The sequence below is a fragment of the Saccharospirillum sp. MSK14-1 genome (assembly GCF_003054965.1).
Taxonomy (GTDB): Bacteria; Pseudomonadota; Gammaproteobacteria; order Pseudomonadales; family Natronospirillaceae; genus Saccharospirillum.
The window spans coordinates 632,714-657,981 of record NZ_MIES01000026.1; the positions used below are offsets into that span (position 1 = coordinate 632,714).

A 25,268-nucleotide genomic window follows, 5' to 3' on the forward strand; every position below is an offset into this window, starting at 1 on the left:
GCCGTGCGGCCAAACTCGCTGTCAAGTTAGGGTAGCGCTCGGGCTTTTCAAGCGCGGTTGCAGCCGCCAGCACAGGTCAGTGCCGAGGCTGAGTCGTTCGATGACGTTAAATTGCTGGCCATCGCTCAATTGCGTTAAAGCGGTGGCGTATAAAGGGCGGATGGCCGAGCCCAGAAAAACCGGCGCCTGATACAACCGCACTTCATCGACCCAGCCCCCATCGAGCAAGCTGGCGGCCAAAGTGGCACCCGCTTCGGTCCAGATTTCATTGTAGCTTTGTTCGCCCAGCCAGGTCATAACCGCATTGAGGTCGAGCTGGCCGTGATGGTTTAAGGGTATTTCGTGCAGCCGGGCACCCGCATCGAGCAGTGCTTGTTGCGCGGCCTGATTATCGTTCGGGCCGTGCAGCAGCCAGGTTTTGCCTTCGAGACTGAGCATCTTCGCGGTGCTTGGTGTGCGCAGGTGAGTGTCGAGCACAATGCGGTCAGGCTGGCGCGGGTGGTTGTCCAGACGCACGGTCAGCGACGGGTCGTCGGCCAGGACGGTGCCGATGCCGGTGAGGATAGCGCAGCTGCGCGCTCGCCCGTGTTGGACGTGAGTACGCGATTCTGCGCTGGTAATCCATTGGCTGGCGCCGTTGGCCAGAGCTGTTGCGCCATCAAGGCTGGCGGCTAATTTCAGGGTCAGCCAGGGTTGCCCGGTCCGCATGCGTTTGAGAAAGCCAAGGTTCAGCGCTTCGGCGTCGGCCGCCAGTACATCGCTGCGGGTCTCAATGCCCGTGGCTTCCAAGCGTGCCAGACCACGGCCGGCAACATTCGGATTCGGATCTTGCATTGCGGCAACGACCCGGCTGACGCCTGCCTTGATTAACGCATCGGCGCAGGGTGGCGTACGACCTTGATGACTGCAGGGTTCGAGCGTGACATAAGCCGTAGCGCCGCGCGCTTTATCGCCAGCAGCAGCCAGTGCATGAACCTCGGCGTGCGGCTCCCCCGCCCGTTGATGAAACCCTTCGCCGACCACTTCGCCATCGCGCACCAGCACACAGCCGACGCGTGGATTGGGGCTGGTGGTGGTCAGGCCGTGTGCGGCAAGTTGCAGAGCGCGGGCCATCCAAAGGGTGTCATGACGATAATCGGGCACGGTCAGGGCTTCTTGCTTTCCAGCCGGTCGATCTCACTGCGAAACTCGCTGAGATCTTGAAAGGAACGATACACAGAGGCGAAGCGTACATAGGCGACCTGATCGATATCGCGCAGTTCATCCATCACCGCTTCACCGACGCGACGCGACGGCAGTTCGCGCTCACCGGTCGCGCGTAAGGCCTGCTTAATACGGGCAATGGCGGCTTCCACGTCTTCGACACTGACGGGGCGCTTTTCCAGCGCGCGCTGCAGGCCGGCGCGCAGTTTGATTTCATCAAAGGCTTCGCGGTTGCCGTTCTGCTTGATCAAGCGCGGCATTAACAATTCAGCACTTTCATAGGTGGTGTAGCGCTCGCCGCATTCCAGGCATTCACGACGCCGACGCACTTGCTCGCCTTCGGCGACCAGACGCGAATCGATCACCTTGGTGTCTTGGGCTTTACAGAAAGGGCAATGCATGGCGGTAGCGCTGACTCAAATACGTGAATTAGGGGGCAGACTTTAGAACGGCGTCAGTGTACTGGGAATGCACAGTTTTGGCGATCAATTCACCCCTTTTACCGTCTTGACTTTTGCCAAGTCCGCCAGGAATCGGGCTTGGCGGCTGATGATTATTCACATGGCGGGCGTGCACCGTCTCAGTGCTTATCGGTGGTTGCCGATGGGTCGATCAAAGTATGAGCAATTCAGCAACTCTATGATTTCATTGGCTTTTTTATTGCTGTTCATTTTTTGATCAATAAATTGCAACAACAGTGTCATGCCGATAAGGCGTTGCTATAAAGAGGCTGTGCACAATTTTATCCACAGATTCTGTGGATGGATGCAGCCAAGCGGCATCCCAAGCGGAGTCGTCGGCTGAAGACGGTCAGCGACCAGGATTCAGGCTGGCGTAGTAGGCGGCCAGGTTGCGGATGTCAGCCTCAGACAGCCCCGCCGCCAGACTCCACATAACGGCGGCGTTGCCACCCTGTCGGTCGCGGCTTTTATACGCCTCCAGTGCGGACACCAGATAGGCTTCTTTCTGACCTGCGAGGTTGGGGTAGACCGGGGCATTGGAAATACCGGCAACACCGTGGCACCCCACGCATAACCGCGATTTATCGCGTCCGGCATCGATATCACCGTCTGCCAGGGCGGCCTGAGCGAACAAAACGAAGCAAAGGATAGACAGAATACGAGCGATCATGAGGATTCCTGGCGCGGTGGAGGACGGCGTTAAGCTTAATGCTCGAACGCCATTCAGCAAACCACCACGTTCACCGCCAGGCCGCCGAGGGCGGTTTCTTTGTATTTGGCGGTCATGTCCTCACCGGTCTGGCGCATGGTTTCGATGACCTGATCCAGCGACACCCGGTGGTCGCCCGGTTCGCGCAAAGCCAGACGCGCGGCCTGAATCGCTTTAACAGCGCCAAAGGCGTTGCGCTCAATACACGGCACTTGTACCAGACCGCCCACCGGGTCACAGGTCATGCCCAGATGATGCTCCATGGCAATTTCCGCGGCGTGTTCGGCTTGTGCCGGGCTGCCACCGAGCACCGCCGCCAACCCGGCTGCAGCCATGGAAGACGCGACGCCAATCTCGCCTTGGCAGCCCATCTCAGCGGCTGAAATAGAAGCATTGCGTTTGTAAAGCCAGCCGATGGCCGCGCAGGTCAGCAGGAAGTCGGTTTCCGCTGGTCGATCGAGCGTGGGCAGATGGAAACGGATATAAGCCAGCACGGCGGGAATAACACCCGCCGAACCGTTGGTTGGCGCGGTCACGACACGTCCCCCGGCGGCGTTTTCTTCATTGACTGCCAGGGCGTAAACGCTGACCCAATCGATTAACGCCAGCTCATCGGTGGCGGGTGTTTCCTGCAGCGCTTTCACCATGCGAGCGGCGCGGCGTTGCACGTCCAGGCCGCCTGGGAGGGTGCCGGTCAGCGTCATGCCTCGGTCGAGACAGGCGAACATGGCCTCAACGATCAGCTCGCACCAGCCAGCCAGATCGGTGTCACTGCCGCCCAAACCGAGTTCGTTATCACGCACCAATTGCGCAATGCTCAGTTGATGCTGATCGCACTGAGCCAGCAATTCGGTGGCATTGAAAAAGGGGTAGGGCCGGCTGTCCGGGAATTCTTCGAGCAAATCACGGTGCGCCGAATCGCGTGCCAGTTCATTGGCAATGGCACCGCCGCCGACCGAATACCAGGTTTCGCTGAGCAGTACGATGCCGTTGGCGTCTTCGGCCGTGAAGCGCATGCCGTTGGGGTGTTCGGGCAGGAAGACTTCTTTAAACAGACGCACGCTCTCATCGAGATCGAAACGCACATCGTGCTGACCGGCCAGTGGCAGGCGTTGTTCGGTGCGCACTGTCAGGAAGGTCTGATCGGCGTCTTGCGGATCGACGGTAGCCGCATCCAGACCACAGAAACCCAGGACCACGGCCTTATCAGTCGCGTGACCAACTCCGGTCAGCGCCAGCGAACCGTAGAGGTCGGCGCGCAGTTGTTGGACCTGGTCCAGCAAGCCTTTTTCCTGCAGGTGCAAGACAAAGCGCTCGGCCGCACGCATGGGCCCGAGGGTATGCGACGACGATGGGCCGAGCCCGACCTTGAACAGATCTTGTACGGAATAGGGTTGCATCAGCGGCATCCGTGAGACGGTGATGCCTATTGTTGATGGCGCTGCCGGACTTGTCGATTCGCAGGCTCACCGCAAAGCGAACCGCGAGTGTAGCGTTGGCTTGCCAGTTCAGCCGGTGATCGGTGGCGGCGCTTCGGGCGGGACTGATCGCTGGCGTTTTTCCTGACTGAGATACACACCGAGGAAGACCAGCGCAATGGCGAACCATTGCCAGAGATTGACGCGTTCGCCGAGCAGTAGCATCGAAAACAGCAGAGTGAAGGCGGGGAGCAAATTGGTGTAACCGGCCGAGACGGAGGCTTTCAAGTAGGTCAGCGAGTAATTGTACAAGCCATAAGCGCCCAGCGTGGCGACCAGCCCGAGGTAGACAATAGTGCCAAAGGTGGACAGAGAAATGGTTTCCGGCCAGTCGGCCAGCAATGCCAGTGGCAGGAAAAACACCGCACCGACACACGCCTGGAAGGCGGTAATAAAGAAGGCGGAATAGCGTTTGGTCAGATGCTTGACCATCAGGGTGTACCCCACCGCCGCCACCATGGCGAGCAACTCCAACGTATTGCCGAGCACGGCATTGGGCGCCTGATCATCGTCCTCACCCGCCAGCGTCATTAACACCACGCCAACGACGGCAATGGCAAAGCCGATCCATTGCCGGGGCGAGGTGCGCTCTTTCAACAAAAAATAAGCCGCCACGGCGACCATCAATGGCAGCATGGCGGTGATCATGCCGGCCTGGCCGGCGCTGGTGTATTGCAGCGCCTGAGCTTCGAAAATGAAGTACAGGCAAGGCTCGAACAGCGCCATACCGGCGAGCAGTTTCCAGTCGCCTTTTTGATAATGAAAGCCGTGGCGTAACCAGGGCCAGACCACCAAAAATGCCAAGGCGCCAACGCACATGCGCAGGAAGACGACGATCATCGGCGACAACTCGGTGACCGCCAGTTTCAGCGCAATAAAGGAAGAGCCCCACAGCAGCATGGCGAGCAACAACGCCAGGTGAGCGCGCAGAGTGACATTATCCGGCATGGCACGACCTCATTTTTGACCCTGTTAAACAACAAAACCCCCTGCCGCAGCGCGACAGGGGGCTGGCGCTAATCCTGCCTTGCTCAGCGGTAAACCGGCAGCTTGGCGCAGATGCCCAGTACTTTCTGTTTGACCGCTTCGATCACGCTGTCGCTGTCGCCGTTTTCCAGCGAATCCAGCACGTCGCAAATCCAGCCGGCCAGTTCACTCGATTCGGCTTCGGTGAAACCGCGACGGGTGATCGCCGGGGTGCCGATGCGCAAGCCAGAAGTGACAAAGGGTGAACGCGGATCGTTCGGTACCGCGTTTTTGTTGACCGTGATGTTGGCACGACCCAAAGCCGCATCAGCGTCTTTACCGGTGTATTCCTTGCCGATCAGATCGACCAGGAACAAGTGATCGTCGGTGCCGCCGGAAACAATGTTGATGCCGCGTTCGATAAAGCTCGCCGCCATTGCTTGAGCGTTTTTCACCACTTGGGTTTGGTACGCCTTGAAGTTCGGATCCATGGCTTCTTTAAAGCACACGGCCTTGGCGGCGATGACGTGCATCAGCGGGCCGCCCTGGCTTTCCGGGAAGACCGCGAAATTGAGCTTTTTGTTCAGCTCTTCATTTTCTTCGGCCAGGATCAGACCACCACGCGGACCGCCCAGGGTTTTGTGAGTGGTGGTGGTGGTGACGTGCGCGTGCGGCACCGGGCTTGGGTAAACGCCCGCAGCAATCAGACCGGCGACGTGCGCCATATCGACCAGCAGGTAAGCGCCCACTTCGTCGGCAATCTTCCGAAAACGCGCCCAGTCGACCACGCGCGAATACGCGGAGAAACCAGCGACGATCATCTTCGGTTTGTGCTCGCGCGCCAGTTGTTCAACCTGCTCGTAATCGATTTCGCCGGTTTCTGGGTTCAGACCGTATTGCACGGCGTTATAGATGCGGCCAGAGAACGACACCGAAGCACCGTGGGTCAGGTGACCACCGTGCGCCAGGCTCATGCCCAGAACGGTATCGCCGGGTTCGCACAGCGCCATGTAAACGGCGGCATTGGCCTGGGAGCCGGAATGCGGTTGAACGTTAGCGTAACCGGCACCGAACAGCTTCTTGGCGCGTTCGATGGCCAGATTTTCGACCACATCAACGTGCTCGCACCCGCCGTAATAGCGCTTGCCCGGATACCCTTCGGCGTACTTATTGGTCAGCTGAGAACCCTGCGCCTGCATCACGCGCGGTGAGGTGTAGTTCTCGGAGGCGATCAGTTCAATGTGCTCTTCCTGACGCGCGCGCTCAGCTTCCATTGCCGCCCACAGGTCGGCATCGTAATCGGCGATGTTTTGAGTCTTCTCGAACATGGGCAAATTCCTCAGGCAGGTTGGCGTTGGCCAGCTAACGAAATGGGATCAATGCTGTTGACCGAAACTGACCGCAAGATCAGCTTTGGCTCAGCCGCAGCGGGCATTTCGCGAAGGGGCGTTATTGTACATAACAGACGCCGTTTTCCCACCGCCAAAACGCGGCCAGCCTTCCCATAGTCAGGGCTTTTCTCTACCCTAGTCGCTCATTATGGATACCCCGGCGAGCCGCTGTTCAATTCGCTCGCTGTTTGGCATCCGCCGCACTTCCTCATTTATTACATCAAGGCAAAGGTGCACTGGTGGCTCAATACGTATTTACCATGAACCGCGTGGGCAAGGTGGTTCCGCCCAAAACTGAAATTCTGAAGGACATTTCACTGTCCTTCTTTCCTGGCGCCAAAATCGGTGTGCTCGGTCTTAACGGTGCCGGTAAGTCGACGCTGCTGCGCATCATGGCCGGTGTCGACAAAGACTACATCGGTGAAGCCCGGCCTCAGCCGGATCTGAACATCGGCTATCTGCCGCAGGAGCCGGAACTGGACGACAGCAAAACCGTGCGCGAAAGCGTTGAAGAAGCGTTGTCGCATCTGTCCGAAGCACAGGCCAAGCTGGAGCAAATCTACGCCGCTTACGCCGAGCCGGATGCCGATTTCGACAAGCTCGCCGCCGAACAGCAGGAACTGGAAAATCTGCTCGCCGCGGCGGATGGCCATAACCTGGAAAACCGTTTGGAGCAGGCCGCCGATGCGCTGCGGCTGCCACCCTGGGATGCCAAGGTTGAACATCTGTCCGGTGGTGAACGCCGCCGGGTGGCGCTGTGTCGTTTGCTGCTGTCGAACCCCGATATGCTGTTGCTCGACGAACCGACCAACCATTTGGATGCCGAATCCGTCGCCTGGCTCGAACGCTTCCTGCACGAATTCTCCGGCACCGTGGTGGCCATTACCCACGATCGCTACTTCCTCGATAACGTCGCCGGCTGGATTCTGGAACTCGACCGCGGCCACGGCATTCCGTTCGAAGGCAACTACAGCAACTGGCTGGAGCAGAAAGAAAAACGCCTGGAGATGGAAGCCAAGCAACAGCAATCGCACGAAAAAGCCATCAAGGCGGAGCTGGAATGGGTGCGCCAGAATGCCAAAGGGCGTCAGGCTAAATCCAAGGCGCGTCTGCGTCAGTTCGACGAGATGAATTCGCGCGAATTCCAGGAACGCAACGAGACCAACGAAATCTACATCCCACCGGGCCCGCGTCTGGGCGATGTGGTGATTCAGGCCGACGGCGTGTCCAAGTCGTTCAACGGCACCTTGTTGTATGAAGATTTGAGTTTCTCGTTACCGCCGGGCGCCATTGTCGGCATCATCGGGGGTAACGGTGCCGGTAAGTCGACGCTGTTTAAAATGATCGCCGGTATGGAACAGCCGGACGCCGGTTCGATCAAAGTCGGTGAGACGGTTGATCTGGCTTACGTCGGTCAGATGCGCGAACTGGATGGTTCCAAAACGGTCTGGGAGGAAGTCTCCGACGGTCAGGATATTCTCAGTGTTAACGGTTATGAAATTCCGTCGCGCGCCTACATTGGCCGCTTCAATTTCAAAGGCTCGTCGCAGCAGAAATACGTTAAGCAACTGTCCGGTGGTGAGCGCAACCGACTCAACCTGGCCAAGCTGCTGAAAGAAGGCGGCAACGTCCTGATGCTCGACGAACCGACCAACGATCTGGATGTTGAAACCTTGCGTGCACTGGAAGAAGCCTTGCTGGCCTTCCCGGGTGCGGCGATGGTGATTTCGCACGATCGCTGGTTCCTCGACCGGGTGGCGACGCACATATTGGCGTTTGAAGGCGACTCCAAAGCCGTCTTCTTCGAAGGCAACTTCACCGAGTACGATGCGGATTATCGCAAGCGGACCGGCAACGAAGGTCCTAAGCGCATTAAATACAAACGCATTCAGTAACGGGGTGGCGCGTCCGAATGACGTCCGAAGGTAAGGCCGATCGAGAACAGCGTCGCGCTCTAGTGCAGCGAATGAGAAAACTCAGTCTGTTGGCGTTTGCCGCCGGTCTGGCGGTGGCCTTGGGACTGTGTTTTTTTACGCTGCGACAGGATCTGATCGCCACCGCCGCGGGTGTTGTGGTGTTGCTGTTGGCGATCGCCGCCGTCTCTCAGGTTCGAACCTTATTGGATTCATCCAGGCTGGATAATGTGGCCGCGACAAACCCAGCGGCGTCATTGTCTTTGCAAACCTTTGAATGGCTGCCTTATCCCGCCTGGTTGAAAGATCGGGCGGGGCGTTATCTGGCGGCGAATGCCGCATTCCGCACGAACTGGTGCAACGGCGCCGACCCGAGCGGGCGCAGCGATGCCGATGTTTTGCACAGCGCCTTGGTTGAGGTGTTTGAAGACAGCGACGCGGCTGTCTGGGCCAATCGGCAGGTTCAGTTGAACGAGCTGAAAATGGAAGCCCCGAATCAGGGTGTGCATTGGTTTCGGCTGGAGTGGCACCCCTGGCTGGATGCCGAGGGTGAAACCGTGGCGGTACTGGGGGTTGCCTTCGACATCACGCCTTACAAGATGGCGGATGCGCAATTGCGCGCTGATCAGTGGCTCGATCCGCTGACGGGCTTTGCCAATCAGCCGGGGTTGCGCAGCTTTATGGAGCAGCTTGACGATGAAGAGGCAACCAACCTCTGGTGCCTGCACATCGACATCGATCATTTCAAAGTGCTGAACGATTCCATGGGCGGTGAAGCCGGCGATCAATTGTTGCGACAGTTGGGCGCGCGTTTGTCGGAACAAAGTGATCAGGGCGATTTCCTGGCGCGTGTCGCCGCCGATGAATTTGTCGTCTTCTGGCAAGGCCCGCATCAGGACGATCAAGGCGAAGACAACCGAGAGCAACGCCTTAGCGATCTACATGTACAACTGACGCAGCCGTTCAATCTCGGTGGCGCCAGCTATTCGTTTACGGTGTCGATCGGCGTAGCGCGTTCGCCGCGTCATGGTGACAGTGCAGGCGAGTTGCATCGTAATGCCGGAGTGGCGTTGTTCAATGCCAAGAAACTCGGTCGCAATCAGGTGCACTGGTATCATGCTGGTTATGAAGACCAGGCGCAGCGCCGATTGAACAAAGCGCAGACGTTAACGCGTGCCTTGCAGCAGCACGATATGGAAATCCATTTGCAGCCGCGCATCGATTGCCGTACCGGTGAGATTCAGGCGCTGGAAAGTCTGGTGCGGCTGCAAAACGAAGGCGGCGATCTGATTTACCCTGGCCACTTTATCGACCTGGCCGAACACAACGGTTCCATCCGTGAACTCGACCGCTGGGTGCTGGAACAGACCTTGATGTTAATCGCCCGCCAACTGGGCGAGGGTGCGCAGCCGGTCACGCTAGGCGTTAATTTCAGCGTGCAGAGCGTTAACCGCGACACGCTGCATTATTTACGCGCCTGGCATGAACGGCATCCGGAAGTGTTGCGTTATCTGGAAGTGGAAGTCACTGAACATCAGCTGCCGGACCAGAACGCCGATTTCCGCGAACTACTGGAAGCCTTCTGTGAGCTGGGTATTACTCTGGCGCTGGATGATTTCGGTACCGGCTACGCTAATTTATCGCGCCTGCCCGACCTGCCGTTCCAGGTGGTCAAACTCGACCGCACCTTTATTCACGACCTGCCGCAATCCGATAAACAAATGGCCGTGGTGCGTGCCGTGGTCGATCTGTGTCAGTCGTTATCGATACAGGTCGTCGCCGAAGGTGTGGAAACCGAAGCTGAACTCAATGCCGTAACCGGTCTGGGTTGTAACCTGATTCAGGGTTTTGTTTATGCCCGCCCGCGGCCGCTGGGTGAAGCGATTGAATGGTTTGAGCAACGGCGCTTATCGCGACAGTAATTCAATGACCTGATACCGCTTACTGCCCATTGGCTGTGACCCAGGTGCAGCCGCAACGGTTGTGATTGTCTACACTGTTACTGTGAAAGAGTTGCTGCGATGGCCGCGAGCCTCTGGCTAGAGATAAACGACCGTACGACGGCGCTATCGGATTCGTCCCGAATCTTAATGGGAATCCGTAAAAAAGAGACCAAAAGATACGATTAATCCGAGTCACTGCGATATGTCGGTTGTGCCTAAAACCGATGCACAGCGGCCGTGGGAAATTCTATTTCAATCAATTAACAGGGAGGCCACACTATGCTGTACGAATTACTGTATACAAGCATCGCACCAGCCGGTTTATCTGAAACTGAACTTTTTCAAATATTAGAAAAAGCCAGAGCTAAAAACCAAGCTGCCGGGATAACAGGCATGCTGGTTTATCACAATCGAGAAATAATGCAGATTTTAGAGGGCGAAGAAATGGCAATTAAAGCCCTTTTTGACGCTGTCTTTAAGGACGAGCGGCATACCAGTGTCGAAGTTTTTTATCAGGGATATATTGATCAAAGAGCTTTTTCGGATTGGTCTATGGCATTCAAAATGCTTGATGAAGACACCGTTAAAGAACTGTTCGTTGGGTATGAAGATTTTGATCCCGGCAAAACCCCGTTAAATGTGATTGCTTCCAGCCTCAATCGAGGTAAGAAAACGTTTTTAGACCTGCGTAACTCACTATAGATAACGATTTTCTACGGTTTGTGTCCACGATCGGCATCACCGATATCGAATGAACGCCGCTAAGCGGCGTGAAAGATCAGTCAGCGATGTCTAACCCGACATGCGATAGAACGTATGACTGTTATATTGCCAGTGGTTATTGAGGCTCTGGTAATACGGGCGGCGTACTGTCGGCAAACGTTAAATAATTCTCCCAAAGCTCATGAGTTCTTTGTTCCGTGAGCCGAATTCCGCAGCTGATTGCCATGGCGTCTCTGATGGTGCCACGCCGCCATTTTGTATGAACAGCGTCGCAGTTCGATGTTCGATAGGTGTCCCAATCTTTTTGCGCCACATTAATTGATTGAATCAACTCTGGGTCATGGGCGTAGCGATCTAAGCTGGCTTGAAGATAGTTGTTCATTTCCGTGCGGGCGACCGTAAAGTTGCTCGACAGACATTCGTTCATATCAATGGTGTTAATAGCATCGCTGCAATCTTCAGCAAGGGTGACTGCTGATACGGTGAGTAATAAACCAGCTAAAACGGCGGTGAAAAGATTGTTCATAATTTCCTCAAAAAACACAGGATGCTCTACTGTAGGTGCCTTTTTCATAAGCGTTCTGCGCGATGGCAAGGGCGGACTGATGATGGCCGGTAACAAGCCCGGTTGCTCCTTGAATAACAACGCTTTATCCGGAAAAGAGTAGTAAGAAGTTCTTTGACCTTGATCCAGAATAAAGCACAGCAGGCCGTTTTTCTTGGCGAGGCCGCCGATATACCGGCACAGAACGCCAAGCTTAAAGACTTGTATTTTTTAGCCAATGACGAGCGTCCGGATGCTGCGGCATTCACAGCTCTTGAAACAAAGCTGGGGCATCGGTTTCCTGAGCTGTTTCTCGATTTTATTAGTCAATGTGGAGGCTTTAATGCAGGGCATGATTTCAGCTACCCCTGTGCCTTAAACGACATGAGAAAATCGTTGCGGCTAATCTTTGATGTCGCTGCTGTCAGAGAATTAGGAAAGGTTACATTCACTCTGTTTGACGGCATGTACCTGCCAGCAACACGAAGCGGTAACAGCGAGATGAACACGCTGCGGGATTGCTTTTCTAGGGGCGATTATGACAACGCACTGGAGGGACGTGACTGGGAGAAGCAGGTTCCCTTCGCCAGTGATAATAGTGACCTGCTTTGTCTTGATTTTAATGCCCCGGCAGAGCCCTCAGTCGTTTATTTGAGCTACGATGGTGTTGAAATTCTGCCCGCCCCTTTTCCAGCTTCAGTGAGCTGTTGATCGCGCTGGACTATTGAGGCGGCCTGATACGGCGGGCATAAAACGACAGTTGCCCCGGGCGCCGGAAATCATTAGTATCCTCCGTCCTTCCATGCGGACGTGGTGGAATTGGTAGACACGCCAGATTTAGGTTCTGGTGCCGCAAGGTGTGAGAGTTCGAGTCTCTCCGTCCGCACCATCTGATCGAATCCCTCCTTCTCTTCACCAACAGTGGTTGTTGCTCAGTGCTGGTTATCCTGTGCTTGTCAGTCGTGCGCCTATGAGGCAGACTTAACAAAAGTTATAAGATAAACAGATGTTAGTTTATGACGCCATCCATCGAAACCCGTTTGCTCGATGCCATTCGCCAGAACCCGCTGGCCAGTCAGCAACAGCTGGCCGATCAACTGGGGCTCAGCCGCGAGTCGGTCGCCGGCCATATCATGCGTCTGACGCGCCAGGGCAAGATATTGGGCAAGGGCTATCTGCTGCCGGAAGGCGAGCAGATGGTCGTTCTGGGCGGTGCCAATGTTGATCTGACCGGTCAATCGAGTGCGGCTTTTCTACCCGCCGATTCCAACCCGGGTTCACTGCGTCAGAGTGCTGGTGGCGTGGGGCGGAACATCGCTGAGAATCTGGCCCGGCTCGGGCACAACGTCAGTTTGATCAGTCTGATTGGCCGTGATCCGGGGGGCGACTGGCTGAGTGAACGCATTCGTCTGGCGGGCATAGGCATCGATGGTCTGCTGCGTGATCCGGATTTACCGACCAGCACCTATCTGGCGATGAACGATGCCAACGGCCAGTTGGTTGGCGCTATTGCCGATATGGGCATTATTGATGCGCTGACGCCACAGCGTCTGGCACCGCTGCAATCGCGGCTGGTGGCTGCCGATACTCTGGTGGTTGAAGCCAATCTGTCGGCCGAGACGCTGGCTTGGGTCGGTACCCTGCCATTGCGTGGCCGACTCTATGCTGACGCGGTTTCCGCCACGAAAGCGCCGCGGCTGCGGCCGTTGTTGTCAAAGTTGCGCGCGTTAAAGGTGAACCGCAGTGAAGCGGCCGCCATTCTGAATGCAACCAATCTGGATGATGATCAACTGCTGTCCCGACTGCATGAGGCCGGTGTGGATCAACTGGTACTGAGCCTGGGGAGTGATGGTGTGCTGTTATCGCGCGCCGAAGATCGACATCAACAGGCGCCCTATCGAGTCGAGCTTCACAATGATACCGGCGCCGGTGATGCTCTCTTTGCCGGCATTCTGCACGCTGCATTAAGCGGCGGTGATCTGGCCGCTCAGGCCGCCTTTGGTCTGGGTTGCGCTGGCCTGACGTTGGAAACCGATGGCGCCAATCATCCCGATTTAACCGAAACCTCTGTCCAACAATGGATCGAAAACCGATGAATTCTTATCTTGATATCAGCCCTGAAGTCGCGGCCGCTCTGGCCGATGGCAAGCCCGTCGTCGCGCTGGAAAGCACCATCATCTCGCACGGCATGCCGTGGCCGCAGAACTACGAAACCGCCTGTCAGGTGGAGCAGATTATTCGCGATGCCGGGGCTGTTCCGGCCACCATCGCCATTCTTGATGGCCGTTTGAAAGCGGGGCTGTCGGACGCTGAAATTCAGGTGCTGGCGAAAGCGGGTCAGGACGTTGCGAAATGCTCGCGGCGTGATTTGCCCTACGTCATTGCCCGTGGACAGCACGGCGCCACGACCGTCGCTGCAACCATGATTATCGCCGACCTCGCCGGTATTCGTGTCTTCGCCACAGGTGGTATTGGTGGTGTGCATCGCGGTGCGCAACAGAGCTTCGATATTTCCGCCGACTTACAAGAGCTGGCGCATACCTCGGTCGCGGTGATTTGTGCCGGCGCCAAATCCATTCTGGATCTGGCACTGACGCGCGAGTATCTGGAAACCCAGGGCGTACCAGTGCTTGGTTACCAGACCGAAACGCTGCCGGCGTTCTATACCCGTGACAGTGATGAAACAGTCGACTACCGGCTCGACAGCGATGCTGAGATCGCCGATTTCCTGGCGGCGAAATGGGCGCTGGGGCTCGATGGCGGCGTGGTCATCGCCAACCCCATTCCGTCCGAGTTTGCCATGGAGAAATCGGCCATCGATGCCGCCATCGAGCAGGCGTTGAGCGAAGCTCAGGAGCAGGGCATTGCCGGTAAAGCCTCCACTCCCTTCCTGCTGGCGCGGGTGGCGGAACTGACCGGCGGGGACAGCCTGGCCAGCAACATTCAGCTGGTGTTTAACAACGCTCGCCTGGCTGCTGGCATCGCCCGACAATTGTCCAACCGATAGAACTTTCGTCTTTGCTGCCACTCCCTATACTGAGTTGACTGAATTTGGATAGGGAGCAGGCAGCATGAAAAAACGTTGGATTGGATTGGGCTTGATCAGCCTGTTGATGACCGGTTGCGCCAGTTTGGGTTCAAGCCCGGTCAGCGAACCCAGTATCACCATGCCGCTGTTTCCTGGCTGGTTCGATGACCGCAAGGTGTATTACATCACTACCGACGCCTCGCCGGTCGCGGCCGCCATCGACAAGAACGCCAACTTCGCCCCTCGATTGAACGATGCGTTACCACCTCGCCCCAAACCGCCGGAACTCAAGACGGTCATCGAGCGCATTTACGGTTTTCCTGAGGGCGACCAGCCCGCTATTTTACCGTCAGCGCCTGATCCTATTGGTGCCACCAGCGTCAACCGACCCTACAGTCCTATTTGGCAGATTTATGAAGTGCGCTGGATCGCAACATCTGAACGCCGCGAGCTGACATCAGAATCGGCTCTTTTTGACGCCGAAGCCAATGGTTGGGTTAGCATTACAGCTACTGAGATGGTGGTGAACTGCGCCGTGGTGGCCGATGCCGAGGGCAATCATTTGCCGGGCAGTATGATTCAAGGTTTATAGATTTGGTCGCGTCAGTTTTTCGCACTGAACAATAAAAAACGGGAGCCATCTGGCTCCCGTTTTTTATGATGCGGATTAAAGTTTCAGTTCAACTTTCAGCCCCAGAGAGCTGGTGGTGTAAGTGGTGTCGCTGTCATCATCATCTTCGGTTTCAGCCATGGTATAAACCGCACCCATTTGCAGGTGCTTGTTGAATTCATAGCCAGCGCCGACGAGGATGCCTTTACCACTGGACTCAATATCGAAGCTGTTATCTTCCACATTGAAACCGGCCATACCGGCAGTCACTTCAAAGTAGGGTGAGCCTGCGGTTGGACTGGTGTAATGGGTGTAACCCAGGCCGATCAGTGTGGTCTGCGCGTCTTCAAACTCGATGTTCGTATCTTCCGTTTCATAGTCAAAATCGGAAGAGCGTGCGTGCACGTACAGAGCGTTTCGATCGTTTAACATAAAGCCCGCTTTCAGAGAGCGCAGCAAGCCGGACGTCGCCTCAGTTTCAACCTCGCCCAGAGAACCATCGGACGTTAAATTATTGGCGCCAATACCGGCACCGCCAGACAAATAGAGCGGGGTACGATCAGCCAGTGCAATACCGCTAGTTCCTAAAAGAACTGTTGCCAAACCGGCTGTACAAATTTTCTGGGTCTTGGTCTGTGTCATGATCATTATCCCTTTCTGTAGTCTCAATCACTTCGACATGAAGCGATCATGGAGCGAGACGGTACAGACCGAATTAGGGGGTACACAGTGAAGTAGATCACAGGAAGTCTGAATTAGACGCGGGATGTGATGGGGTTGCCGGTAAAGTTTGCTGACATTACGGACAATAGAATGACTGACTACAGTTTCTTTACTGTTTATTGCTTCAGCTTTTGATGCCTATTCGACACTGAAGAGTAGGTGCTATTGATGTATTTCTTAATGATGAGCCATACACGCTTAATGGCTGAATCAAAAAATGTGTTTCAAAACATCGATTGCTACTGGATCTTAAGCTCAAATTTGACAGCGACAGTCACGTGATGAAGATCCCAATTTGAACGGTCATTGCTATAGTTATAGTAGTTTTCCAGTGTCACCCCTGCCTGCATAAAATTATTGAACTCGTATCCAGCTCCGACTAAAAAGTACTGCCCTGGGCAGCTTGCATAAAAGGAGAATTGTTGTTGCTTGTGCTTGCTGATTCGATTGCAACGAAAGCTGCTCTACCAATACTTGCTTCTATATAAGGGGAGCCGATAGTTGGGTTGGCAAAGTAGGTATATCCTAAACCGCTGAATCCTGTAAATGCTGCGAACTCATCTCTTGATGAGGTTTCCTGGAAACTAAAAAGTGAGTTTTGGAAGTGTAGATAGACGGCATGTTGATGGCTAATGATGCCACCTAGCTTTAGCTGAAAGGCTCCGCCCCAACTGGCATCCAAATCAACATTTTCTTCTTCGTTAACGTAAATTAGTTTGTTTCCCCCAAGACCAAAGCCGGCGCTTAAGAGAATTCCGTCGCGGTCAGCATAGGCAAGTCCAGAGGTCATCAGGATCGCTACAGCAACCAAGATTTTTTTTCTCATAGGGATTTCCAGAAATATACAATTCGGGGTGAATTGAATGCAGTTACAAAGTTATAAGAAAAAATATGTGTCAGCAATCATTGACGATTTGATAAGTGTCATATCTGTCCGCCATCGGTGTCAGGCGGACAGAATAAAGTTCTCCAGCATTTCCTTGCCACCCTCGGTCGCAAACGATTCAGGATGAAACTGAATGCCGTGGATCGGGTAGTCGCGATGTTGCACACCCATCAATTCGAAGTCGCCGGCTTGTTGCAATGCACTGCGATCCTCAAACTGATCTGCTGTTAAATCACCAACCGCAGCGGTCACTCGTAAACATTCGGGCAAAGATGCTGCTTCTGCAATCAACGAGTGATAGCGCATTACCGCCAGCTGGTCGGGGACATTTGCAAAAACCGATTCGCCGGCATGAGTCACCGGGCTGATTTTGCCGTGCATAGGCAGCGGGGCGAGCACCACTTTGCCGCCGAAGCAATGCACGATGCCTTGCATGCCTAAACAGACTCCCAGCAGTGGAATCGTTGGACCCAGTTCGGTAATCACTGAAGCACAAACACCAAAATATTTTTCGTCATCCGGTGAACCCGGCCCGGGAGAAATTATGATGCGGTCCGGATTCAGGTCACGCACTTCGGCCAGGCTGATTTCATCATTGCGCTTAACCAGCACTTCGAACGCATCCAGCCGACCACGACGCTTCGCCGTGGAGAGAATTTCACCGATGTATTGATACAGATTGTAGGTGAAGGAGTCGTAGTTATCGATGATCAAAACCTTCATTCGAGTTCTCCTTCCATAAAAGGCGCCAACGCCATTCGGGTGCCGGCAAATTTGCGGCGAATTTCTTCGTATTCATCTTCAGCATTGCTGTCGTAAACATTGCCGCCACAGGTCTGAACATAGGCACGGCTGCCATTGGCAAATACGGTGCGAATTGGAATGGCAAAGGTGCAGTCGCCGTTAAACGAGAAATGTCCTACGCCGCCGCCGTAAGGTCCGCGGCCGTCGGTTTCCAGCTCGTCGATGATTTTCATGGCTTCAATTTTAGGCGCACCGGTTAAAGTGCCGGCTGGGAAGTTGCTGGCGAGCGCGCTGAACATATCCTCGTCTTCATCAATGATGCCGACGATCTCGCTGGCAATATGTTGTACATGGCTGAAGCGTTTGATGTCCATTAGCGAACGGACTTTAACCGTGCCAAAGCGAGCAACGCGACCGATGTCATTGCGGTGCAGGTCAACGATCATATTGTGCTCGGCAATTTCTTTCGGATCGTTTAACAAGGTCCTTGCAAACTGGGTGTCTTCCTGTTCGGTTTCGCCGCGCTTAGTGGTGCCGGCCAATGGAAAAGTCTCCATTTCACCCTGGCGCAGTCGGAACAGCATTTCAGGGCTGGCGCCGATGAGTTTCTGTTCGCCAAATTTCACATAGTACATTTGCGGAGAGGGATTCACCTCACGCAGTTTCTCGTAAATATTGATGGTGTCGCCATCAAGTTTTAGGCGTTTTTTGAAACCGACTTCGCATTGGAAAATTTTGCCATTGATGATGTCGTTCTTAACTTTCGCAACGGCTTTGGCGTGTTCGGACTGGCTCATGGTGTCGCCTTCGAACTCGATCCGCAGTGGTCCATTGCCTTCATAATCGGTGTCGATTAAGGCCTCGAGAAAACCGATGCGACTATCGCCGTAATGAAAGTAGATAACCTCACCGGTCATCTTGTCGAGAATTAAGCCGTCTTTATAAAGGCCAAAGCGGAAGGTATCGAAATCGTCGTTGTGTTTTAGCGACAGGCTGGGTTCAAAATACTGCATGGCATCGTAACCCAGATAGCCCGTCAGGCCACCCGCGTAGCGCCGAGAGATTATGTTCTGCGGCATGATGTCGCGCAGTAACTGGTAGGGGTTGTCGCTGTCGTAGTCTTGGCGCTGACCGTCACGCTCTTCAATGGTCAGTGTTCTGCCGTTGGCGTAGATCACAAATTCCGGATCGAAACCGATGGTTGAGTAGCGTGAGATATGGCTGTCTTCACCCAGGGATTCGAGCATGTAACAAATGTCGAATCGCTTTTCTAACTTCTTGAACAATTCAAAAAAATCGCAGTCAGCTGCCAGCTTCACATAGTGAGGTTTGCGCGGCAGCCGAAACGGTTGAGGGCGCTCGGACATAATGGGAATTCCTGGTCTGTGTTCAGTGAGTGTCGTCGTTCAGCGCGCGGGCGCCGCGAGAGACAGTGGCGATGCCGACACCCAGTGTTTCGGCAATCTTGCGTTGAGGCACACCGGCGCGCAGCATTTTGAAGATCTGCAGTCGTTTGCTGATCTCAATGTATTCTGCCGGTGTAAGCAGACTGTCCAGGGCCGCGTCCAGAGATTGGGCGTCATCGATGGCCAGCAAGTGCTCCAGCAGCTCGGCTTTGTAGTCAGTGGATGTACTCATGTACTAGTACGATATTTATTTTGGCCGCGCTGTCAAGCACTGAGTTTTTTGGGCCTAGCCGATCAGTCTTGGTGGCGACGGAAAATGAGTTTATGAGAGAGGGTGTAGTTGAAGCACATGCCGGCCACGCCACCGAGCCAAACGCCCAAAAGCGGCAGCCAGAAATCCCAAAAGGCTGGCAGCTGCAGGTGGTGCCCGATCACCAGCACCAGGCTGAAAACGCCATAGTTGATGAGTCCACCCGTGGAGTGGACACCGTAATAATGCGCCAGCTCGACCGACAGACGATGGACTCGTCGATGATTGTGAAAGGTGAAATGTCGGTTCAGGAAATAGCCGGTGGTCATGGCGCAAAAATAAGAGCACAGGCGCGAGAAGAAGACGTTCCACCCCAAACCTTCGTGTAAGGCGTAGAGCCCACCGGCGTCGATGATCGAGATGGTGCTGGCGACCAGAGCGTAACGGGTAAAGGTGACGGCATGATGAGTGGAATGCCGCAGACGATTCAGCATGGCAGCATCGAAAACAGGACAACAGTGGCGCACTCTACCGGTAACCGGCGAAGCTGACCAGTATCGATCACTGGCCTTAAGTTTATCGACGGTGGCCATCGGCGAACATCAAAAAGCCTCCAGGCGTAACGCTGGAGGCTTGTCACCTGAACCGAAGTTCAAGTCAGTCGGCCGCGGTCTGGTTCTGAGCCTGATTCATCAGAAGTTCCCGCAGGTCATTGCGGATGGACTCAGGCTCACCGCGGATGTCAGCTGCCGAATCAGTGTGATATCGATCAGCCAAGACGGCGTTGTTGGATGCACCAAGCGGTCGGGTATAGGAGACAGAGAGGAAGGGATGTCATCCGTTGCGTTAGAGCATCCTTGAGCTGAGGTTACAAACCTGCGAGTTTGCAGCTGAGAAGATTAGTGAAAGCGCTGGTTTTTGCCCGTTTTAATATGTCAAAACTGAGTAGTGATGTGAACTGCATCACCTATCTAAACCGCTTGAGCCGGGGATAGGCCTGCGATCAACCGACCGATGCGCGGCAAAACTGGAAAGCAATCATGCCGACTCAACGAACAGGACCATCCACTATGGCCGCGAATCCTTACAGTTTTGACCAGACCGCCGTCCGTCTGGGCGTCGATGCCCGTGCCGAAACACTGGCGCTGGATGAACACTTCTGGCCGCGATTAATGAGTGGCGAGCTGGGTGATTTTCACCATGAATTTTTGATCACCCAGGCCCGATCAATAGGGCGCTGGTCGCAGGCTGAGATGCACCCCTGCGGTGAAGAGATTGTCTGTTTGCTCGACGGTGCCGTGGATTTTGTTCTGCAACACAGCAACGGCGATGAAACGATTACCTTGCGTGAGCCCGGGGCCTTTGTTGTCGTTCCGCGTGGCGTTTGGCATTACGCAGAATCCAGCGAGGCGTGTCGGCTGCTGTTTATCACGGCCGGTGAAAACACCCAGCATCGGCCGGCACCTCAAGAGTGAACGCCGCTGGGTTAGCGGCCGCGTTCACCCAGCCACTGATAACTGACGCTGAACACCATCACCTGACGGTCACGATCATTGAGGATCTCAGTGGCCGGACTGTCGGCCGCATCCCCGAAATAGCGGCTGTAGCTGTACACCACAACGGCCGACCAACGTGGCTTGAACTGATAGACCGAAACCACGCCAAGACTGGCGTCCTGCCAGCCAGCATCGGCATCAAAGGGTTGTGTGCCGGCGCGATTGGCCTGGGTCGCGTCGAGTGAGAAAAAACGATCAGCGTAGTCGTCACCAAAATAGCTGAGGCTGGCATTGCTGATCAGCGTCCAGCGTTCTGTGGCCGGTAAGACCCAACCGAGTTTGATTTGGCCATAAGGCGACTCATGCCCTCCCGGCCAAGTGGTCACGGCTTCAGCGCCGGCGGTAATCACACCCGGTAGTGGCACGCCGATGACACGCCAGGGAATGCCGCTGCCTACGGACACGCCCATCTCGGCTGACGCGGGGATGTCCGGGAGGTTGGCTTCATCGCGGCCACCGCTGTAACGCAGCAACGGTCCCAGACTGACTAAACGGCTCGGTACCAGATCTGCACTGATCCCAGGCCCCTGAGAGGAAACCGAATATCCCCCCGCTTGATAGCGAAAGGAGGGCGCCGGAAAAACCTGCCAATCGTCGTCGTTATCCAGTGGAGGCAAAATGGCCGCGCCCAGACCCACGGATAAATCGGCGGCCGCAACGCTGCCCACCCACAAACACACACTCATCAAACACAGTCGAACGACCACCACAGATCTCCTGGTGCACTCTTGAATAGGCAGTGGCTGCCTCGGGAAAACAGCCACTTTATCATAACGGTATGGCGCGACGATGACCGTTTGTCGCGCGCATGGCGCGTCCGTCGCGCCGCCCGGCGTATGGGCGGGAATCCGTTACCTGTTGAAGGGCGGTGACAGCCGGTCGTCATCGCCAAGCCAGCGGTTATACGGAGGTTGTCGGTTCATCGGTTTACCGGATCAGCCAATGGTTTGCCGGCGAAGACTGCGTCACTGTGAATCGTTCACTGTGTGAGGTTGTGGCTTCGTTTCGCCCAACAGTTGTTGCAGATAACCCAAGAGCAACTGTTTCAGCTCAACGCGCAAAGCGGCCACATTTTCCGGGGTGGGTTCGTGGCCAGTAAGCAAGGTTTGCATGGGTCCAATCAGGCAGGTGGTGACGACAAAGACCGCCATCGATTGCGCTTCAAGAGAGGCCTTTCGCGAGGCCAGCATATTATGGATTGCCCTGGCGCAGCGTTCCGTGGTTTGGGCCGCCTGTTCATCACGGCCTAACGCCATGGGCAGCTGATACAGCGCGCGTGATAACCCCACCTGATCGAGTTTTGCATCCATAAAACCATCCACCAGCTGTGCCGCCATGGTGGCGGTGTCCTGACCTTTACCAGCGATGCAGGCTTGCTCCATAGCCTCACCAATATGGTCAAGATGGCGCCCCATCACCGCCGCCAATAACGCTTCTTTGTTTGGGAAATACTGATACAGGCTGCCCACTGACACACCGGCGCGTTCGGCCACGCGCGTGGTCGTCAGGCGCGAATATCCATCGCGCAGTAAAACCTGAACGGTGGCATCGAAAATCACCGTCAGTGTGTGTGCAGAACGCGCCTGAACCGGCAGTTTTCGGGCTTTCAGCTGGGGTGGGGTTGCGCTCATGGAATGCGAATTTAAAAGCTGAAGGATGCTTCATATTATGACGTCACCTGCTCAGCAACAAGGCATACCTTGATCATGACAACCTATCTGATTACCGGCGCGACCTCCGGCCTGGGGCGACAGCTCGCTGAACAGCTGCTGCCTGAGGCCAGTGAATTAATTTTGCCCGTGCGCGATGTGGACCGTGGACAACAACTGGTGCTTGAACTGCAGAGCAAAGGCGCAGCGCGCATTAGCACGCCGGAACTCGATTTGGCGTCTTTGCCATCGGTCACCGACTTTTTGGCGCAAGCCGAAACGAATCTGCCCGCGCTGGATGGTGTGATGTTCAATGCGGGTATTCAGGCATCGGGTCAATTGCATCGTACGGAGGATGGCTTGGAAAGTACCTTCGCGGTGAATCACCTGGCCCATCATCAGTTGTATCAGGGATTGGTCAGTCACCTTAAAACCGGTGCGCGTATCGGTTGGACCAGCAGTGGCACCCACGACATTAACAATCGCACCGCACGGCAAGCGGGGTTTCGGGGGGCTTCCGGAACCGCCGTTAAAGACGTAGCGATCGGCGATTACCCCAACCTGGACGGTGCCGCGGCCTGCCGGGCGGCGTATGCAACGTCCAAGCTGTATAACCTGATGTCGGCCCGTCACTTCGCCGCACGGGATTCGCACCGGCATTACTTTTCATTTGATCCAGGGCTGATGCCCGGTACGGGCCTTGCCCGTGAGCACGGAGCCGTCGCTCGATGGGCCTGGAAATGGGTGATGCCATCGTTGGCACGGCTGGGTGTGTTTGCTGACAGCAACACGGCGCAACGCTCCGGTGCGTTGCTGGCGGGCTATCTCAGCGGCGCTGAACCGCTCCCCAATCCCGGGGCTTATATGCACTGGAGTGGCCGGGAATTATCGCCTTGGTTTCCTGTTGAGGAAGTGTCATTAAGCGCCGATTTATTTGCCACCAGTGACGCTTTACTGGCGCAGTTGAATGGGGCAACTTAACGGTTGGTCGCTTGCTTAGGAACAGCCGATGAACACGCACGAATCCATAAATTATCTGGAATTTCCCGCTTTCGATTTAGCCGCCACCAAGGCATTTTTCAGTGCCGCCTTTGACTGGAGCTTTGTCGATTACGGTCCAAGCTATACCGCCTTTACCGGTGGTGGAATGGACGGCGGGTTTTATCAATCCGATCTGCAAGCCAGGGCTGCGCTGGGCTCGGTTTTGGTGGTGCTATACAGCCAGGATTTGGCAGCAACTCAAGCCAAAGTCGAGGCCGCCGGTGGGGTTATTTTGCAGGACGTTTATGAGTTTCCGGGAGGGCGCCGTTTTCATTTTGCCGAGCCCAGTGGCAATGAATTCGCCGTCTGGTCGGAGTAAAGCTAACCGGCGCCAGAGCTGGCACACCTCTTGTTATGGAATCCGCAGAGGCTTGCTAAAACCGAGGTGTCAGCATGAATGTGTCGGGCTCGCTCACGCAATGGGCGGAACAATTTATCCAAACCGTGGATACCCGGCGGCAAGAAGCTGCCGGTGTGATTGATCCCATCGAACGAACCGAGCAGCAGGCGGCCATGGAAACGGCCATGCTCTCCGGTGCGGCATCGAAGAACCATCTGGCGCGGTTGGTTTTTGGTGGCGACAGCCAGATTCAGCAATGGGCCAGTCAAGGTTTGTCGCTGGCGGATGAAACCCTGTCGGCGGCTGAAGAAGCCTTGAGTCAAGCCATGGCTGAACACGAAGCCAATGGCTCGGTGCCGTCGAAAGCCTTGTTCAATGCCTACCAACTGATTGCCGACAATCAGGAAGCGCCGGACTGGCTGAGTGAAGAGCAGCAGCAGGTGTTGGCCAATATGACCGATGAAGAAGCCAAGGCCGCCTTCGAAAACGGCGACCTGTACTACCTGACGGAAGTCGCTCAGGGCACTGGCAAGTCAGGCATCGATGCGTATCAGTCGATGCAAAAGCCGCTCAGTCTGATTGATCAGCTGTTCGGTTAAAGGGTCACAAACCCTGCATTGCCTCTGCGCCGATGCTGTAGGATTTCAGCCGGGCGGCGTGATCAAAGATCGGCCCGGTCAGAATGACCTCATCCACCTGAGTGCGACTGATAAAGGCCGCCAACCAGCGTCGCACACTCTGCGGTGATCCCACCGCAGATTCCACCAGAGCGTGCTCCACCTGCATGCGTTCCATTGGCGAACCGATGCTGTCCAGGTCATCGACCGGTGGCGGCATTTTGCCCGGTGTGCCCCGACGCAGCGCGACAAACTGTTGCATCATCGATGTCTTCAGACGTTCGCCTTCGGCGTCGGTATCGGCGGCGAACAGGTTGGCCGCCGCCGCACAGTAAGGTTTGTCCAGATACGTCGAAGGCTCGAAGCGTTCGCGATAAATCGCCAGCGCCTGGTCGAGCATATCCGGCGCGAAATGCGATGCAAAAGCAAAAGGCAAACCCAGAGTCGCCGCCAGTTGCGCCGAATACAGACTGGAGCCAAGCAGCCAGATGGGAATGCGCGTGCCGGCTCCAGGAACGGCTTTGATGCGCTGGCCTTCCTGCAGCGGTTCCAGATAGGCCAGCAATTCCTGAACGTCATCGGGAAAACGATCGGCGGCCGACATCGGATCGCGACGCATGGCCTGCATGGTGGCGCCATCGGTGCCCGGAGCGCGCCCCAGTCCCAGATCGACCCGGTCCGGGTACAGCTCGGCCAGGGTGCCGTATTGCTCGGCGATCACCAGCGGTGAATGGTTGGGCAGCATGACACCGCCAGAGCCGATGCGAATGCGTTCGGTGCCTTCGGCGACAAAGCAGAGCGCCACCGAGGTAGCGGCGCTGGCGATGCCGGTCATGTTGTGATGTTCCGCCATCCAAAAGCGGGTGTAGCCAAGCTGCTCGACGTGACGCGCTAAATCACGACTGTTGTGCAACGCCTGGCGGACGTCGGAACCTTCGGTGATGGGCGCAAGATCGAGCACGGAAAAGGCGGTCATAGAAACTCCAAAACTGGGCGATGGGCGAATCCCTCTATAAGATAGGGACCGAACTTGGCCCTGTTATGGGGTCATCAATGGGGAGCGCAAGCAGTGTCAGAAGTCACCTGT

General features: G+C 55.6%; 28 protein-coding genes and 1 tRNA gene. 13 read left to right on the forward strand and 16 right to left on the reverse strand.

Translation table 11 applies throughout. From position 1 onward, the window contains the following. Positions 1-21 precede the first annotated feature (21 nt). The 6 genes from ribD to glyA all read right to left on the reverse strand — a co-directional run bounded on the left by ribD (position 22) and on the right by glyA (position 6,145). Positions 22-1,143, reverse strand: coding sequence for a bifunctional diaminohydroxyphosphoribosylaminopyrimidine deaminase/5-amino-6-(5-phosphoribosylamino)uracil reductase RibD (ribD, locus tag BGP77_RS06895; RefSeq protein WP_233252319.1), 1,122 nt, complete (start codon positions 1,141-1,143; stop codon positions 22-24). A 2-nt stretch (positions 1,144-1,145) separates the two neighbouring features. Then, on the reverse strand, positions 1,146-1,604 hold the full coding sequence (gene nrdR / locus BGP77_RS06900; RefSeq protein ID WP_108163976.1) for a transcriptional regulator NrdR: 459 nt from the start codon (positions 1,602-1,604) through the stop codon (positions 1,146-1,148). 409 nt (positions 1,605-2,013) lie between these two features. Next, positions 2,014-2,334, reverse strand: a complete 321-nt coding sequence (locus BGP77_RS06910; RefSeq protein WP_108163978.1) for a cytochrome c — start codon at positions 2,332-2,334, stop codon at positions 2,014-2,016. 53 nt (positions 2,335-2,387) lie between these two features. Then, positions 2,388-3,773 (reverse strand): L-serine ammonia-lyase, encoded by a 1,386-nt coding sequence (locus BGP77_RS06915; RefSeq protein WP_108163979.1) that lies wholly within the window; start codon positions 3,771-3,773, stop codon positions 2,388-2,390. A 108-nt stretch (positions 3,774-3,881) separates the two neighbouring features. After that, positions 3,882-4,799, reverse strand: a complete 918-nt coding sequence (locus BGP77_RS06920) for a DMT family transporter (RefSeq protein ID WP_108163980.1) — start codon at positions 4,797-4,799, stop codon at positions 3,882-3,884. Between the two features lie 83 nt (positions 4,800-4,882). Then, the gene (gene glyA / locus BGP77_RS06925; protein WP_108163981.1) at positions 4,883-6,145 is read right to left on the reverse strand and encodes a serine hydroxymethyltransferase; all 1,263 of its coding nucleotides are present in this window, start codon (positions 6,143-6,145) and stop codon (positions 4,883-4,885) included. A 302-nt stretch (positions 6,146-6,447) separates the two neighbouring features. On the opposite strand from glyA, the gene ettA reads away from it, so the two are divergent. The 3 genes from ettA to BGP77_RS06940 all read left to right on the forward strand — a co-directional run bounded on the left by ettA (position 6,448) and on the right by BGP77_RS06940 (position 10,766). Beyond that, positions 6,448-8,103 carry an energy-dependent translational throttle protein EttA gene (gene ettA, locus BGP77_RS06930; protein ID WP_108164388.1) on the forward strand — a complete coding sequence of 552 codons (1,656 nt, stop codon included), beginning with the start codon at positions 6,448-6,450 and terminating at the stop codon, positions 8,101-8,103. A gap of 17 nt (positions 8,104-8,120) precedes the next feature. Then, positions 8,121-10,043 (forward strand): bifunctional diguanylate cyclase/phosphodiesterase, encoded by a 1,923-nt coding sequence (locus BGP77_RS06935; protein WP_108163982.1) that lies wholly within the window; start codon positions 8,121-8,123, stop codon positions 10,041-10,043. A gap of 300 nt (positions 10,044-10,343) precedes the next feature. Then, the gene (locus tag BGP77_RS06940; protein ID WP_108163983.1) at positions 10,344-10,766 is read left to right on the forward strand and encodes a BLUF domain-containing protein; all 423 of its coding nucleotides are present in this window, start codon (positions 10,344-10,346) and stop codon (positions 10,764-10,766) included. A gap of 136 nt (positions 10,767-10,902) precedes the next feature. Here BGP77_RS06940 and BGP77_RS06945 read toward each other — a convergent pair whose 3' ends face one another. Then, positions 10,903-11,409 (reverse strand): lysozyme inhibitor LprI family protein, encoded by a 507-nt coding sequence (locus tag BGP77_RS06945; protein ID WP_108163984.1) that lies wholly within the window; start codon positions 11,407-11,409, stop codon positions 10,903-10,905. Between the two features lie 57 nt (positions 11,410-11,466). On the opposite strand from BGP77_RS06945, the gene BGP77_RS06950 reads away from it, so the two are divergent. The 5 genes from BGP77_RS06950 (at position 11,467) to BGP77_RS06970 (ending at position 14,951) form a co-directional block, all read left to right on the forward strand. After that, positions 11,467-12,042: an SMI1/KNR4 family protein gene (locus BGP77_RS06950; RefSeq protein WP_158269300.1), complete on the forward strand. Its 576-nt coding sequence runs from the start codon at positions 11,467-11,469 to the stop codon at positions 12,040-12,042. 93 nt (positions 12,043-12,135) lie between these two features. After that, a tRNA-Leu gene (locus tag BGP77_RS06955) sits at positions 12,136-12,220 on the forward strand. 127 nt (positions 12,221-12,347) lie between these two features. Continuing rightward, positions 12,348-13,427, forward strand: a complete 1,080-nt coding sequence (locus tag BGP77_RS06960; RefSeq protein ID WP_108163986.1) for a carbohydrate kinase — start codon at positions 12,348-12,350, stop codon at positions 13,425-13,427. Further along, on the forward strand, positions 13,424-14,338 hold the full coding sequence (locus BGP77_RS06965) for a pseudouridine-5'-phosphate glycosidase (protein WP_108163987.1): 915 nt from the start codon (positions 13,424-13,426) through the stop codon (positions 14,336-14,338). The genes BGP77_RS06960 and BGP77_RS06965 overlap by 4 nt, the downstream gene beginning before the upstream one ends. 64 nt (positions 14,339-14,402) lie before the next feature. Next, positions 14,403-14,951 carry a hypothetical protein gene (locus tag BGP77_RS06970; RefSeq protein WP_108163988.1) on the forward strand — a complete coding sequence of 183 codons (549 nt, stop codon included), beginning with the start codon at positions 14,403-14,405 and terminating at the stop codon, positions 14,949-14,951. A gap of 75 nt (positions 14,952-15,026) precedes the next feature. Here BGP77_RS06970 and BGP77_RS06975 read toward each other — a convergent pair whose 3' ends face one another. The 6 genes from BGP77_RS06975 to BGP77_RS07000 form a co-directional block, all read right to left on the reverse strand. After that, on the reverse strand, positions 15,027-15,611 hold the full coding sequence (locus BGP77_RS06975; protein ID WP_158269301.1) for an outer membrane beta-barrel protein: 585 nt from the start codon (positions 15,609-15,611) through the stop codon (positions 15,027-15,029). 460 nt (positions 15,612-16,071) lie between these two features. Next, positions 16,072-16,518, reverse strand: coding sequence for a hypothetical protein (locus tag BGP77_RS06980; protein ID WP_108163990.1), 447 nt, complete (start codon positions 16,516-16,518; stop codon positions 16,072-16,074). Between the two features lie 120 nt (positions 16,519-16,638). Beyond that, positions 16,639-17,301: an aminodeoxychorismate/anthranilate synthase component II gene (locus BGP77_RS06985; RefSeq protein WP_108163991.1), complete on the reverse strand. Its 663-nt coding sequence runs from the start codon at positions 17,299-17,301 to the stop codon at positions 16,639-16,641. Further along, a complete protein-coding gene (locus BGP77_RS06990) occupies positions 17,298-18,689 on the reverse strand; it encodes an anthranilate synthase component I family protein (RefSeq protein WP_108163992.1) in 1,392 nt (463 codons plus the stop codon). Before BGP77_RS06990 ends, BGP77_RS06985 begins: the two co-directional genes overlap by 4 nt. Positions 18,690-18,711: 22 nt before the next feature. Beyond that, a complete protein-coding gene (locus BGP77_RS06995) occupies positions 18,712-18,960 on the reverse strand; it encodes a Trp family transcriptional regulator (protein WP_108163993.1) in 249 nt (82 codons plus the stop codon). A gap of 62 nt (positions 18,961-19,022) precedes the next feature. Further along, on the reverse strand, positions 19,023-19,472 hold the full coding sequence (locus tag BGP77_RS07000) for a GtrA family protein (protein WP_158269302.1): 450 nt from the start codon (positions 19,470-19,472) through the stop codon (positions 19,023-19,025). Between BGP77_RS07000 and BGP77_RS18045 the strand changes: the two genes are divergently transcribed. Next, positions 19,471-19,839 (forward strand): hypothetical protein, encoded by a 369-nt coding sequence (locus BGP77_RS18045; protein WP_158269303.1) that lies wholly within the window; start codon positions 19,471-19,473, stop codon positions 19,837-19,839. The two genes, BGP77_RS07000 and BGP77_RS18045, sit on opposite strands and share 2 nt — an antisense overlap. A 209-nt stretch (positions 19,840-20,048) precedes the next feature. After that, entirely contained in the window at positions 20,049-20,453 is a 405-nt protein-coding gene (locus BGP77_RS07005) for a cupin domain-containing protein (protein WP_108163995.1), read from the forward strand. Positions 20,454-20,464: 11 nt separating this feature from the next. Here the strand turns inward: BGP77_RS07005 and BGP77_RS07010 are convergent, their stop codons facing one another. Together BGP77_RS07010 and BGP77_RS07015 are read right to left on the reverse strand one after the other, a co-directional pair. Further along, positions 20,465-21,241, reverse strand: a complete 777-nt coding sequence (locus BGP77_RS07010) for a MipA/OmpV family protein (protein ID WP_146171210.1) — start codon at positions 21,239-21,241, stop codon at positions 20,465-20,467. A 258-nt stretch (positions 21,242-21,499) separates the two neighbouring features. Then, positions 21,500-22,165, reverse strand: coding sequence for a TetR/AcrR family transcriptional regulator (locus BGP77_RS07015; RefSeq protein ID WP_108163997.1), 666 nt, complete (start codon positions 22,163-22,165; stop codon positions 21,500-21,502). Between the two features lie 75 nt (positions 22,166-22,240). On the opposite strand from BGP77_RS07015, the gene BGP77_RS07020 reads away from it, so the two are divergent. From BGP77_RS07020 to BGP77_RS07030, 3 genes are all read left to right on the forward strand, one after another. Beyond that, the gene (locus BGP77_RS07020; RefSeq protein ID WP_108163998.1) at positions 22,241-23,164 is read left to right on the forward strand and encodes an SDR family NAD(P)-dependent oxidoreductase; all 924 of its coding nucleotides are present in this window, start codon (positions 22,241-22,243) and stop codon (positions 23,162-23,164) included. 28 nt (positions 23,165-23,192) lie between these two features. Then, positions 23,193-23,543 carry a VOC family protein gene (locus tag BGP77_RS07025; protein WP_108163999.1) on the forward strand — a complete coding sequence of 117 codons (351 nt, stop codon included), beginning with the start codon at positions 23,193-23,195 and terminating at the stop codon, positions 23,541-23,543. 74 nt (positions 23,544-23,617) lie between these two features. After that, positions 23,618-24,163, forward strand: a complete 546-nt coding sequence (locus BGP77_RS07030; RefSeq protein WP_108164000.1) for a hypothetical protein — start codon at positions 23,618-23,620, stop codon at positions 24,161-24,163. Positions 24,164-24,167: 4 nt separating this feature from the next. Here BGP77_RS07030 and BGP77_RS07035 read toward each other — a convergent pair whose 3' ends face one another. Next, positions 24,168-25,157 (reverse strand): LLM class flavin-dependent oxidoreductase, encoded by a 990-nt coding sequence (locus BGP77_RS07035; RefSeq protein WP_108164001.1) that lies wholly within the window; start codon positions 25,155-25,157, stop codon positions 24,168-24,170. Positions 25,158-25,268: the final 111 nt, after the last annotated feature.